The organism is Streptococcus sp. HJ1, assembly GCF_052399005.1.
Lineage (GTDB): Bacteria > Bacillota > Bacilli > Lactobacillales > Streptococcaceae > Streptococcus.
Map to the genome: position 1 here is coordinate 721,758 of NZ_CP199005.1, position 13,837 is coordinate 735,594.

Genomic DNA, 13,837 nt, shown 5'->3' on the forward strand with positions numbered 1-13,837 from the left:
TTTGCTTTTTTTGATATAATAGGAGAAGATTTCTTAGAAAGAGGATTCCTCATGTTTGAAAAAACAAATCGATCAGGATTAATCATCTATCTCTACTATAATCGAGATGCAAAAAAAATTCAGGAATACGGTGATATCTGTTACCATTCCAAAAAACATCGTTACTTGCAGCTCTATGTTCCAACTGAGGAGCTAGATGACTTGGTTGAGAGATTAGGTAAGGAAAGATATATCAAGAAAATTAGACGTTGCCATATTCAAGAGCTAGAAACTCCCTTCGTTGGGAATCTCTATCGGACTGAAGAAAACGTTATCATTTAAAAAAGTTAAACAAATACATTGACAATTTTCTGATAATTCGGTATATTCTTAACATACAATTTTTGAAACAACTATAAGGAGATTAAAAATGAAGAAAAAATTTGCCCTATCTTTTGTGGCTCTTGCTAGTGTGGCTCTTCTTGCTGCCTGTGGAGAGGTCAAGTCAGGAGCGTCAAACACAACTGGAAATCCAGTAGACGAAAAAACAATTAAAATCGGTTTTAACTTTGAAGAGACAGGTGCTGTGGCAGCTTACGGTACAGCTGAACAAAAAGGTGCCCAACTTGCTGTAGACGAAATCAACGCTGCAGGTGGAATTGATGGAAAACAAATCGAAGTTGTGGACAAAGACAACAAGTCAGAAACTGCTGAAGCAGCCTCTGTTACTACAAACCTTGTTACCCAATCAAAAGTAGCAGCTATTGTAGGACCTGCGACATCTGGTGCAACTGCTGCAGCTGTAGCTAACGCTACTAAAGCTGGAGTGCCATTGATTTCACCAAGTGCTACTCAAGACGGTTTGACCAAAGGTCAAGATTACCTATTTATCGGAACATTCCAAGATAGCTTCCAAGGGAAGATTATTTCTAACTATGTAACAAACAAATTGAATGCTAAGAAGGTTGTTCTTTATACTGACAACGCTAGTGACTATGCAAAAGGTATTGCTAAATCTTTCCGCGAATCCTACAAGGGTGAGATTGTAGCAGATGAAACGTTTGTAGCAGGTGATACTGACTTCCAAGCAGCCCTTACTAAAATGAAAGGGAAAGAGTTTGACGCTATCGTAGTTCCAGGTTACTACACAGAAGCTGGTAAAATTGTAAACCAAGCTCGTGGTATGGGAATTGATAAACCAATCATTGGTGGTGATGGATTTAACGGTGAAGAATTTGTTCAACAAGCAACTGCTGAAAGAGCATCAAACATTTACTTCATCTCTGGATTCTCAACTACAGTTGATGTTTCTGCAAAAGCTAAAGCTTTCCTTGAAGCATACCGTGCTAAATACAATGAAGAGCCTTCAACATTCTCAGCTTTGGCCTATGACTCAGTTTACCTAGTAGCAAATGCTGCAAAAGGTGCTAAAAACTCAGGTGAGATCAAGGACAACCTTGCTAAAACCAAAGATTTTGATGGTGTAACTGGTCAAACAAGCTTTGATGCTGACCACAATACTGTGAAAACTGCTTACATGATGACCATGAACAATGGTAAAGTTGAAGAAGCAGAAGTTGTAAAACCATAACATTAGAATAGTAATTGAAATGGGGAATGAGCCTTTGACTCACTCCCTGTTTCGGTGTTTATGAACTTGTGAAAATAATGAAATTTTCTAAAAAATAAGGATAGAAAAGAGTGAATGCTATGCTCCAACAACTTGTGAATGGTCTAATTCTGGGTAGTGTTTATGCACTTTTGGCTCTGGGTTATACCATGGTTTATGGAATTATCAAACTCATCAACTTCGCCCACGGTGATATTTACATGATGGGTGCCTTTATTGGTTACTTTTTGATTAATTCTTTCCAAATGGATTTCTTTTTAGCTTTAATTATTTCAATGGCAGGAACCGCACTACTTGGTGTTGTGATTGAGTTTCTTGCCTACCGTCCTTTACGACACTCTACACGTATTGCTGTATTGATTACTGCCATCGGAGTGTCTTTCCTACTGGAATACGGAATGGTTTATCTAGTAGGCGCCAATACTCGTGCCTTCCCTCAAGCAATTGAAACAGTCCGCTTTGACTTGGGACCAATTAGCTTGACAAATGTTCAATTGATGATTCTAGCAGTTTCTGTACTCTTGATGGTTTTATTACAATTGATCGTCCAAAAAACAAAAATGGGGAAAGCCATGCGTGCGGTATCAGTTGATAGTGACGCGGCTCAATTGATGGGAATTAATGTAAATCGTACAATCAGTTTTACCTTTGCTTTGGGTTCAGCTCTTGCTGGTGCAGCAGGTGTCCTCATTGCCCTTTACTACAACTCTCTTGAACCTTTGATGGGTGTGACTCCAGGTCTAAAATCATTCGTTGCGGCCGTACTGGGTGGTATCGGGATTATTCCTGGTGCAGCTCTAGGGGGATTTGTGATTGGCTTGTTGGAAACATTTGCTACTGCCTTCGGTATGTCTGATTTCCGTGATGCTATCGTATATGGAATCTTGCTTTTGATTCTGATTGTTCGACCTGCAGGTATCCTTGGTAAGAATGTGAAAGAGAAGGTGTAAACAATGAAGACAAATCTTAAAGTAAATATTCTCTGGTTATTCCTTCTGTTGGCGGGTTATGGATTGATTAGTGTACTGGTTTCTGCTGGTGTTCTCAATCTATTCCATGTCCAAATTTTAGAACAAATTGGGATTAATATCATCCTTGCAGTAGGCTTGAACTTAATCGTTGGTTTTTCAGGACAATTCTCACTTGGTCATGCAGGTTTTATGGCGATTGGGGCTTATGCAGCAGCGATTATTGGTTCAAAATCACCAACCTATGGTGCCTTCTTTGGAGCAATGGTCTTGGGCGCTTTGATTTCTGGTGCAGTCGCTTTGCTCGTTGGGATTCCAACACTCCGTTTGAAGGGTGACTACCTGGCTGTTGCGACACTAGGTGTTTCAGAAATCATTCGTATCTTTATCATTAATGGTGGAAGTTTGACCAACGGTGCTGCTGGTATCTTGGGTATTCCAAACTTTACCAACTGGCAAATGGTTTATCTATTTGTGGTGATCACAACTATTGCAACTCTCAACTTTCTACGTAGTCCAATTGGACGCTCTACTCTATCTGTTCGTGAGGATGAGATTGCTGCAGAGTCCGTTGGGGTAAACACTACAAAGATCAAGATAATCGCTTTTGTCTTTGGTGCTATTACAGCTAGTATTGCTGGTTCACTTCAGGCCGGTTTTATCGGATCTGTTGTTCCAAAAGATTACACCTTTATTAATTCCATCAACGTGTTGATTATCGTTGTGTTTGGTGGACTTGGATCGATTACTGGTACCATCGTTTCAGCGATTGTTTTAGGAATTTTAAATATGCTCCTTCAGGATGTAGCAAGCGTACGTATGATTATCTACGCTTTGGCTCTTGTATTGGTCATGATTTTCAGACCAGGTGGACTTCTTGGGACATGGGAATTAAGTCTATCACGTTTCTTTAAAAAATCGAAGAAGGAGGGACAAAACTAATGGCACTACTTGAAGTTAAACAGTTAACCAAACATTTTGGCGGTCTAACAGCTGTTGGAGATGTCACTCTTGAATTGAATGAGGGAGAATTGGTTGGTCTGATTGGACCAAACGGGGCTGGTAAAACGACCCTTTTCAATCTCTTGACCGGTGTTTATGAACCAAGCGAAGGTACTGTGACACTAGATGGTCACCTCCTAAATGGGAAAACTCCCTATAAGATTGCTTCACTTGGTCTCAGTCGTACTTTCCAAAATATTCGTTTGTTCAAGGACTTGACAGTTTTGGAAAATGTTTTGATTGCATTTAGCAATCATCATAAACAACATGTCCTTGCGAGCTTTCTACGTCTACCAGCTTTTTATAAGAATGAGGAAGAATTAAAAAGCAAAGCTCTGGACTTGTTGAAGATCTTTGATTTGGATGGTGACGCAGATACTCTTGCGAAGAATCTGGCCTATGGTCAACAACGTCGATTAGAAATCGTTCGTGCTCTGGCAACCGAACCCAAGATTCTCTTTTTGGACGAACCTGCAGCTGGTATGAATCCACAAGAAACAGCTGAATTGACAGAATTGATCCGTCGTATCAAAGATGAATTTAAAATTACCATCATGCTGATTGAACATGACATGAATTTGGTTATGGAAGTCACTGAGCGTATCTATGTTCTTGAATATGGTCGTTTGATTGCTCATGGGACTCCGGATGAGATCAAGAACAACAAACGCGTTATCGAAGCTTATCTAGGAGGTGAAGCCTGATGTCTATGTTAAAAGTTGAAAACCTCTCTGTGCATTACGGTATGATCCAAGCAGTTCGTGATGTAAGTTTCGAGGTTAATGAAGGTGAAGTTGTTTCCCTTATCGGTGCCAATGGTGCCGGTAAAACAACCATTCTTCGTACCCTTTCAGGTTTGGTTCGTCCAAGTGCTGGTAAAATTCAGTTTTTGGGAAAAGAAATTCAAAAGTTGCCAGCTCAAAAAATTGTAGCAGGTGGCCTTTCACAAGTTCCTGAAGGACGCCATGTCTTTCCAGGTTTGACCGTTATGGAAAACTTAGAAATGGGAGCCTTTTTAAAGAAAAATCGTGAAGAAAATCAAGCTAACTTGAAAAAAGTTTTCTCACGCTTCCCACGTCTTGAAGAGCGTAAAAACCAAGATGCGGCCACTCTTTCAGGTGGTGAACAGCAGATGCTGGCTATGGGACGCGCTCTCATGTCTACACCTAAGCTCCTTCTCTTGGATGAGCCGTCAATGGGACTTGCCCCGATCTTTATCCAAGAAATTTTTGATATCATTCAAGATATTCAGAAGCAAGGTACAACGGTTCTCCTAATTGAACAGAACGCTAACAAGGCCCTTGCTATCTCTGACCGAGGTTATGTACTTGAAACAGGCAAGATCGTCCTATCAGGAACAGGAAAAGAACTCGCAGCATCAGATGAAGTCAGAAAAGCATACCTAGGTGGCTAAAACAATCCAGTGGATTGTTTTAGTCGGCGGATAAGGATTGCGCAAGCAATTCTCCTCTAGTCTGGGAGACTAGTTTAGGTTGTGGATGGAGATTGCGCAAGTAATCATCCAATCCAGTGGATTGTTTTAGTCGGTAGATAAGGATTGCGCAAGCAATTCTCCTCTAGTCTGGGAGACTAGTTTAGGTTGTGGATGGAGATGATAATAGGTTTTCAATACTAGTTGGTAGTATCCTTAACAACTGAAAGAAATATAAATAATGTTTGCTAACTTGCACATATAGAGCTCTAGATCAGAGCTCTTTTTTGTAAAAGACTCAGATTATTCAAAATCTTGAAAAAGAGATGAAAGCGTTTGATAGATTTTCTAAGAAAGTGTATAATAAAAGTAGCAATATAGAAGGAGAAGTCTCATGGCAGTTAAAGATTTCATGACCCGTAAGGTAGTTTATATCAGTCCAGATACGACTGTAGCACACGCAGCAGATTTGATGCGCGAGCAAGGCTTGCACCGTTTACCTGTTATCGAAAACGATCAATTAGTCGGATTGGTAACAGAAGGAACCATTGCGGAAGCCAGCCCATCTAAAGCAACTAGTCTTTCTATCTACGAGATGAATTATCTTCTCAATAAGACCAAAGTCAAAGACGTCATGATTCGGGATGTTGTGACAGTTTCTGGATACGCAAGCCTAGAAGATGCGACCTACCTGATGCTGAAAAATAAAATTGGGATATTACCAGTCGTAGACAATCATCAGGTCTACGGCGTCATTACAGATCGCGATGTTTTTCAGGCTTTCTTGGAAATCGCTGGATACGGAGAAGAGGGGATTCGTGTTCGTTTCATTACAGAAAATGAAGTCGGAGTACTGGGGAAAATTGTAGCTCTAATTGTAGAAGAGGATTTAAATATTTCCCATACTGTAAACATTCCACGTAAGGATGGCAAGGTCGTCATCGAAGTTCAAATTGATGGAAAAATCGATTTGACTGCATTAAAGGATAAGTTTGAAAAAGAAGGAATTCAAGTGGAGGAGATCACTCATACCTCTGCTAAAGTCCTTTAAACAAGAGGCTTTAGAGCCTCTTTTCTTTTGCAATCAAAAGCGGTGAAAAGCAAAATATGGAAAGAAATGAGAGATTATGGTATAATAAAACGATATGAAAAGGAGTATCTATGGACATTTCAGAAATTCGTCAAAAAATTGACGCAAATCGTGAAAAATTAGCTTCTTTTAGGGGGTCTCTTTGACCTCGAAGGCTTAGAGGAAGAGATTGCTATCTTGGAAAACAAGATGACAGAACCTGATTTTTGGAACGATAATATCGCGGCCCAAAAAACGTCGCAAGAATTAAATGAATTAAAAAACACCTACAACACCTTCCGTAAAATGGAAGAGTTGCAGGATGAAGTTGAGATTTTATTGGATTTTTTAGCAGAAGACGAGTCAGTCCATGATGAACTGGTCGAACAGTTGACAGAACTGGATAAGATGATGACCAGCTACGAGATGACCCTTCTCTTGTCAGAACCTTATGACCATAATAATGCAATCTTGGAAATCCATCCAGGATCTGGTGGTACTGAGGCACAGGACTGGGGCGATATGTTGCTTCGTATGTATACTCGTTATGGAAATGCCAAAGGCTTTAAAGTAGAAGTCTTGGATTACCAGGCTGGTGATGAAGCAGGTATCAAGTCTGTTACCTTGTCTTTTGAAGGACCTAATGCTTATGGCCTACTTAAATCAGAAATGGGTGTTCACCGTTTGGTCCGTATTTCGCCATTTGACTCTGCCAAACGTCGCCATACTTCATTTACATCCGTAGAGGTTATGCCTGAGTTGGATGATACCATCGAAGTGGAGATTCGTGAAGATGATATCAAAATGGATACCTTCCGTTCAGGTGGTGCTGGTGGACAGAACGTCAATAAGGTTTCAACAGGTGTGCGTTTGACACACATTCCTACGGGAACTGTCGTCCAATCAACGGTCGATCGTACCCAGTATGGAAATAGAGATCGTGCCATGAAGATGTTGCAGGCTAAGCTCTATCAAATGGAGCAAGAAAAGAAAGCTGCGGAAGTTGATTCCCTTAAAGGTGAGAAAAAAGAAATCACATGGGGAAGCCAAATCCGTTCATATGTTTTCACGCCTTATACTATGGTAAAAGATCACCGTACAAGCTTTGAAGTTGCTCAGGTAGATAAGGTGATGGATGGAGACCTTGATGGTTTTATCGATGCCTACCTCAAGTGGCGAATCAGCTAAGATAGAAAGGAACTCATATGTCAATCATTGAAATGAGAGATGTTGTCAAAAAGTATGACAATGGAACGACTGCCCTGCGTGGTGTATCTGTTACCATTGAACCAGGAGAGTTTGCCTATATCGTAGGACCTTCTGGGGCAGGTAAGTCAACCTTTATTCGAGCTTTATACCGAGAAGTAAAAATCGAAAAAGGAAGCCTAACAGTTGCAGGCTTTAATTTAGTTAAAATTAAGAAGAAAGATGTCCCGCTTCTACGTCGTAGTGTTGGGGTAGTCTTTCAGGATTACAAACTCTTGCCTAAGAAGACTGTTTATGAGAATATTGCCTATGCAATGGAAGTAATCGGTGAGAGCCGTCGCAACATCAAAAAACGTGTTATGGAAGTATTGGACCTGGTTGGTTTGAAACATAAGGTTCGCTCTTTCCCTAATGAACTCTCAGGTGGAGAGCAGCAACGGATTGCGATTGCTCGCGCGATTGTCAACAATCCTAAAGTATTGATTGCCGATGAGCCGACAGGAAACTTGGACCCAGATAATTCATGGGAAATTATGAATCTGTTGGAACGCATCAATCTCCAAGGTACTACTGTCTTGATGGCAACCCACAATAGCCAGATTGTAAATACCTTGCGCCACCGTGTCATTGCCATTGAAAATGGCCGTGTCGTTCGTGACGAAGCTAAAGGAGAATATGGATACGATGATTAGTAGATTTTTTCGCCATTTATTTGAATCACTAAAAAGTTTAAAACGAAATGGCTGGATGACAGTAGCAGCAGTGAGTTCGGTTATGATTACCTTAACACTCGTTGCCCTGTTTGCATCTGTAATTTTTAATACAGCAAAACTGGCTACCGACATTGAAAACAACGTTCGGGTCATGGTTTACATTCGTAAGGATGTAGCTGATAACAGTGAAACGATTGAAAAAGAAGGTCAGACAGTTACCAATAATGACTACCACAAGGTATATGATGCTTTGAAAGCTATGCCTGCTGTTAAGAGTGTTACCTTCTCAAGTAAAGAAGAACAGTACGAAAAACTAACGGAAACAATGGGTGACGATTGGAAGGTCTTTGAAGGGGATGCCAACCCTCTCTATGATGCCTATATCGTCGATACAAATTCTCCGAGTGATGTTAAAACTGTAGCTGAAGAAGCTAAGAAAATTGAGGGAGTATCAGAAGTTCAAGATGGTGGAGCCAACACTCAACGACTTTTCGAACTAGCTTCCTTTATCCGTGTTTGGGGATTGGTTATTGCAGGGCTCTTGATTTTCATCGCAGTCTTCCTCATTTCCAATACCATTCGTATCACTATTATTTCACGTAGTCGTGAGATTCAGATCATGCGTCTTGTAGGAGCGAAAAATGGCTATATCCGTGGTCCATTCTTGCTAGAAGGTGCTTTTATTGGCTTGCTTGGTGCAGCGATTCCTTCAGTCCTTGTATTCTTTGTTTACAATATGGTTTATCAATCAGTCAATAAATCCTTGGTAGGTCAAAACTTGTCAATGATTACGCCAGATGTGTTTATCCCTCTGATGACAGTCCTATTATTTATAATCGGAATTTTCATTGGTTCAATTGGTTCAGGGATTTCAATGCGTCGATTCTTGAAGATCTAGTTGGATTTAAATGCAAATTGCAGAACAAATCAGAAAAATAATACATATTTAAAAGAGAAGTTTTCGTAAACTTCTCTTTTTCTTTTTTAAAAATTAAAAAAAATAGACAATTTTTTTATAAAAGCCTTTACAAAAAAAATAAAAGTGGTATAATTAATACATAACCAAATGCAAACGTTTTCGTAAAACGTTTGCCTAAATAAAATAAAGGAGATTTGAATGATGAAAGCTACATTCAAAAATGTCTTGTCTTTCGAATTTTGGCAAAAATTCGGTAAGGCTTTAATGGTGGTTATCGCCGTTATGCCAGCGGCGGGATTGATGATCTCAATCGGTAAATCAATCGTGATGATCGACCCAAACCTTGCTCCTCTAGTGATTACAGGTGGAATCCTTGAGCAAATTGGTTGGGGGGTTATCGGTAACCTTCATATCTTGTTTGCCCTTGCTATTGGGGGAAGCTGGGCAAAAGAACGCGCAGGTGGTGCATTTGCAGCCGGACTTGCCTTTATCTTGATTAACCGTATCACAGGTACTATCTTCGGTGTTACAGGTGATATGTTGAAAAACCCTGAAGCAATGGTTACTACTTTCTTTGGTGGTTCAATCAAGGTTGCTGACTACTTTATCAGCGTTCTTGAGGCACCAGCACTTAACATGGGGGTTTTCGTAGGGATTATCTCTGGTTTTGTTGGGGCAACAGCTTATAACAAATACTACAACTTCCGTAAACTTCCTGATGCCCTTTCATTCTTCAATGGTAAACGTTTCGTACCATTCGTCGTTATTCTTCGTTCAACTATTGCTGCAATTCTACTTGCTGCCTTTTGGCCAGTAGTTCAAACAGGTATCAACAACTTTGGTATTTGGATTGCCAACTCACAAGAAACTGCTCCAGTCCTTGCACCATTCTTGTATGGTACTTTGGAACGTTTGCTCTTGCCATTCGGTCTTCACCACATGTTGACAATCCCAATGAACTATACAGCTCTTGGTGGAACATACGAAGTGTTAACTGGTGCAGCAAAAGGAACACAAGTATTTGGTCAAGATCCGCTTTGGCTTGCTTGGGTAACGGACCTTGTTAACCTTAAAGGTTCAAATGCTGACCAATACCAACACCTTCTTACAACAGTCACTCCAGCTCGTTTCAAAGTTGGACAAATGATTGGTTCATTTGGTATCTTGATGGGTGTCATCGTTGCTATCTACCGCAATGTTGATGCTGACAAGAAACACCAATACAAGGGTATGATGATTGCGACAGCCCTTGCAACATTCTTGACAGGGGTTACTGAACCTATCGAGTATATGTTCATGTTCATCGCAACACCTCTTTACCTTGTTTATTCAGTAGTTCAAGGTGCTGCCTTTGCTATGGCAGATATTGTTCACCTTCGTGTCCACTCATTCGGTTCAATTGAATTCTTGACTCGTACACCATTGGCAATTAATGCTGGTATTGGTATGGATATCGTTAACTTTATCTGGGTAACTGTTCTCTTTGCGGTTATCATGTACTTCATTGCCAACTTCATGATCAAGAAATTCAACTACGCAACTCCAGGACGTAACGGAAACTACGAAACAGCTGAAGGAGCATCAGAAGAAGCAACTCCTGGAACTCCAAAAGTTGCAGCAGCTTCTCAAGCCGTAAACATCATTAACCTTCTTGGTGGTCGTGCAAATATCGTAGATGTGGATGCATGTATGACTCGTCTTCGTGTAACTGTTAAAGACGCAGATCGCGTTGGTACTGAGGAACAATGGAAAGCAGAAGGAGCTATGGGTCTTGTCATGAAAGGACAAGGTGTCCAAGCTATCTACGGACCAAAAGCTGACGTATTGAAATCTGATATCCAAGATATCCTTGACTCAGGGGAAGTAATTCCTGAAACTCTTCCAAGTCAAATGACAGAAACTCAACAAAATACTGTCCATTTCAAAGGTGTAACTGAAGAAGTTTACTCAGTAGCTGACGGTCAAGTTGTTGCTTTGGAACAAGTGGAAGATCCAGTTTTTGCTCAAAAAATGATGGGTGATGGATTTGCAGTAGAGCCAGCAAATGGCAACATTGTATCTCCAGTTACTGGTACTGTATCAAGTATCTTCCCAACAAAACACGCTCTTGGTCTTGTCACTGACTCAGGTCTTGAAGTGCTTGTTCATATTGGTTTGGATACAGTAAGTCTTGAAGGAAAACCATTTACTGTTCATGTCTCTGAAGGACAAAAAGTGGTTGCTGGTGATCTTCTTGTCACAGCTGACTTGGATGCTATTCGAGAAGCAGGACGCAAAACATCAACAGTGGTTGTCTTCACAAATGGTGATGTCCTTAAATCAGTTAAACTAGAACAAACAGGTTCTCTTGCAGCTAAAACAGCAGTTGCTAAAGTAGAATTGTAATATACTTGGGGTTGGAAGCTGTTTTCCAACCTCTTGTTTTAGGAGAAAAGCATGAAATTTCTAACACTCAATACCCACAGTTGGATGGAGAAGGAAGCAGAGGAAAAATTCCAAATCTTACTCCAAGACATTCTTGATAAGGATTATGATTTGATTTGTTTCCAAGAAATCAATCAAGAAATGACTTCGCCTGAGGTAGAGGTTAACAATCACTATCAAGCTTTACCATCAGCAGAACCCATTCATCAGGATCACTATGTCCGACTTCTGGTTGAAAAATTGGCTGAGAAAGGGAAAAACTACTACTGGACTTGGGCTTACAATCATATTGGCTATGACCGCTACCATGAAGGCGTAGCTATCTTATCTAAAACACCTATTAAGGCGCGTGAGATTTTAGTATCAGATGTAGATGATCCAACGGACTACCATACTCGCCGAGTTGCATTGGCTGAGACAGAGGTTGAAGGTAAGGAACTTGCTCTTGCAAGCGTTCATCTCTCTTGGTGGGATAAAGGTTTCCAAGAAGAGTGGGCACGATTTGAGGCTGTACTAAAAGAGTTGAAGAAACCTCTAATTTTAGCGGGTGATTTTAATAATCCAGCTGGTCAGGAAGGCTATCAAGCGATTTTAGCTAGCCCATTAGGATTACAAGACGCGTTTGAAGTTGCGAAAGAAAGAAGTGGTAGCTATACCGTTCCACCAGAAATTGATGGTTGGAAAGGCAATACCGAGCCATTACGAATCGACTACGTCTTTACGAGCAAAGAGTTAGAAGTAGAGAGTTTGCAAGTAGTTTTTGATGGACAAAATAGTCCACAAGTCAGTGATCATTATGGTTTGAATGCTGTATTGACCTGGAAATAATGAAAGAGGTTGGAATCAGAGGTTCCAACCTTTTAAGCTACTTGAATCTTTACTACAGGATTGAGACTCAAATGGGGCTACTGCAATAGGACAAAATATGGTATAATTGAAAGGATAGAATCGAGGATAGTATGTCATTTAAGAAATTTCAATTTAAAAATTATATAGTAGAAGCCTTGGAGGAGTTGAAGTTTACGACTCCTACCGAAGTTCAGGAAAAGTTGATTCCTATTGTCTTGGCAGGTCGTGACTTGGTGGGCGAGTCAAAAACAGGTTCAGGAAAGACTCATACTTTCTTATTACCAATTTTCCAGCAATTAGATGAAACTAGCGATAGTGTGCAAGCAGTCATTACTGCACCAAGTCGTGAGTTAGCCACTCAAATCTACCAAGCAGCTCGTCAGATTGCAGCTCACTCAGATGTCGAAGTTCGTGTGGTTAATTATGTAGGTGGTACGGATAAGGCGCGTCAGATTGAAAAACTTGCCAGCAACCAACCACATATCGTTATCGGAACGCCAGGTCGCATCTATGACTTGGTCAAATCTGGTGATTTGGCTATTCACAAGGCCAAGACCTTTGTAATTGATGAAGCGGATATGACCTTGGATATGGGCTTCTTGGAAACCGTTGATAAGATTGCAGGAAGCCTTCCAAAAGACTTGCAATTCATGGTTTTTTCAGCGACTATTCCACAAAAATTGCAACCGTTCTTGAAGAAATACTTGTCAAATCCTGTCATGGAAAAAATCAAGACTAAGACAGTCATCTCAGATACCATTGATAACTGGTTGATTTCGACCAAGGGCCGTGATAAGAATGCTCAGATTTACCAACTGACTCAGTTGATGCAGCCTTATTTAGCTATGATTTTTGTTAACACAAAAACGCGTGCTGATGAATTACATGCCTACTTGACTGCTCAAGGATTGAAGGTAGCAAAGATTCATGGAGATATTGCCCCTCGTGAACGTAAGCGGATCATGAATCAAGTGAAAAAACTGGATTTTGAGTACATTGTCGCAACGGACTTGGCAGCGCGTGGAATTGACATTGAAGGTGTCAGCCATGTTATCAATGATGCCATTCCGCAAGACTTGTCTTTCTTTGTTCACCGTGTTGGACGAACTGGGCGCAACGGACTGCCTGGTACAGCGATTACCCTTTACCAGCCTAGTGATGACTCGGATATCCGTGAGTTGGAGAAATTAGGGATCAAGTTTACTCCTAAGATGGTCAAAGACGGAGAGTTTCAAGATACCTATGACCGTGATCGTCGTGCTAATCGTGAAAAGAAGCAGGATAAGCTTGATATTGAAATGATTGGCTTGGTTAAAAAGAAAAAGAAAAAAGTCAAACCTGGCTATAAGAAGAAGATTCAATGGGCGGTGGATGAAAAACGCCGCAAAACCAAGCGTGCTGAAAATCGCGCACGTGGGCGTGCTGAGCGAAAAGCCAAACGCCAAACATTTTAAGTATAAAATTGGAGCTACATAGCTCCTTTTTCTAACTTAGTTTTATGAATTTTCAAAAATACTGCAAAAAAAAGTAAAAAGTGGTATAATGATAAGGTTATATAGTCCCGATAAGGTGGTAGGTATTCATTACTAGTAGTTTTCCTATCAGTACTTTGTAACTCTATAACAATATTTTTTAAGGGGGGACAT

General features: G+C 40.5%; 13 protein-coding genes. All 13 read left to right on the forward strand.

Features of this window, described 5'->3' with window-relative positions; all coding sequences use genetic code 11:
* The first annotated feature begins 51 nt into the window (after positions 1 to 51).
* The gene (locus ACT17O_RS03575; protein ID WP_000462101.1) at positions 52 to 321 is read left to right on the forward strand and encodes a YlbG family protein; all 270 of its coding nucleotides are present in this window, start codon (positions 52 to 54) and stop codon (positions 319 to 321) included.
* Between the two features lie 88 nt (positions 322 to 409).
* Complete coding sequence (locus tag ACT17O_RS03580) at positions 410 to 1,570, forward strand: ABC transporter substrate-binding protein (RefSeq protein WP_049500092.1); 1,161 nt, start codon at positions 410 to 412, stop codon at positions 1,568 to 1,570.
* Between the two features lie 119 nt (positions 1,571 to 1,689).
* Complete coding sequence (locus ACT17O_RS03585) at positions 1,690 to 2,559, forward strand: branched-chain amino acid ABC transporter permease (RefSeq protein WP_000941413.1); 870 nt, start codon at positions 1,690 to 1,692, stop codon at positions 2,557 to 2,559.
* A gap of 3 nt (positions 2,560 to 2,562) precedes the next feature.
* Positions 2,563 to 3,519 carry a branched-chain amino acid ABC transporter permease gene (locus tag ACT17O_RS03590; protein ID WP_000856262.1) on the forward strand — a complete coding sequence of 319 codons (957 nt, stop codon included), beginning with the start codon at positions 2,563 to 2,565 and terminating at the stop codon, positions 3,517 to 3,519.
* Positions 3,519 to 4,283 carry an ABC transporter ATP-binding protein gene (locus tag ACT17O_RS03595; RefSeq protein WP_001186014.1) on the forward strand — a complete coding sequence of 255 codons (765 nt, stop codon included), beginning with the start codon at positions 3,519 to 3,521 and terminating at the stop codon, positions 4,281 to 4,283. The genes ACT17O_RS03590 and ACT17O_RS03595 overlap by 1 nt, the downstream gene beginning before the upstream one ends.
* A complete protein-coding gene (locus tag ACT17O_RS03600) occupies positions 4,283 to 4,993 on the forward strand; it encodes an ABC transporter ATP-binding protein (RefSeq protein ID WP_000062207.1) in 711 nt (236 codons plus the stop codon). Before ACT17O_RS03595 ends, ACT17O_RS03600 begins: the two co-directional genes overlap by 1 nt.
* Before the next feature lie 412 nt (positions 4,994 to 5,405).
* Positions 5,406 to 6,062, forward strand: a complete 657-nt coding sequence (locus ACT17O_RS03605; RefSeq protein WP_000268643.1) for a CBS domain-containing protein — start codon at positions 5,406 to 5,408, stop codon at positions 6,060 to 6,062.
* A 110-nt stretch (positions 6,063 to 6,172) separates the two neighbouring features.
* A protein-coding gene (gene prfB, locus ACT17O_RS03610; RefSeq protein ID WP_096753628.1) for a peptide chain release factor 2 occupies positions 6,173 to 7,268 on the forward strand; the annotation gives its coding sequence in 2 pieces (ribosomal slippage) (positions 6,173 to 6,244 and positions 6,246 to 7,268; 1,095 coding nt in all).
* A 17-nt stretch (positions 7,269 to 7,285) separates the two neighbouring features.
* A complete protein-coding gene (gene ftsE / locus ACT17O_RS03615; protein ID WP_000022275.1) occupies positions 7,286 to 7,978 on the forward strand; it encodes a cell division ATP-binding protein FtsE in 693 nt (230 codons plus the stop codon).
* Positions 7,971 to 8,897, forward strand: a complete 927-nt coding sequence (ftsX, locus tag ACT17O_RS03620; RefSeq protein ID WP_000625556.1) for a permease-like cell division protein FtsX — start codon at positions 7,971 to 7,973, stop codon at positions 8,895 to 8,897. The genes ftsE and ftsX overlap by 8 nt, the downstream gene beginning before the upstream one ends.
* A gap of 219 nt (positions 8,898 to 9,116) precedes the next feature.
* Entirely contained in the window at positions 9,117 to 11,303 is a 2,187-nt protein-coding gene (locus ACT17O_RS03625) for a PTS transporter subunit IIBC (RefSeq protein ID WP_444817760.1), read from the forward strand.
* 51 nt (positions 11,304 to 11,354) lie between these two features.
* Positions 11,355 to 12,170, forward strand: a complete 816-nt coding sequence (locus ACT17O_RS03630; RefSeq protein ID WP_000670847.1) for an endonuclease/exonuclease/phosphatase family protein — start codon at positions 11,355 to 11,357, stop codon at positions 12,168 to 12,170.
* A 131-nt stretch (positions 12,171 to 12,301) separates the two neighbouring features.
* Positions 12,302 to 13,645, forward strand: a complete 1,344-nt coding sequence (locus tag ACT17O_RS03635) for a DEAD/DEAH box helicase (protein WP_002879919.1) — start codon at positions 12,302 to 12,304, stop codon at positions 13,643 to 13,645.
* Positions 13,646 to 13,837 lie beyond the last annotated feature (192 nt).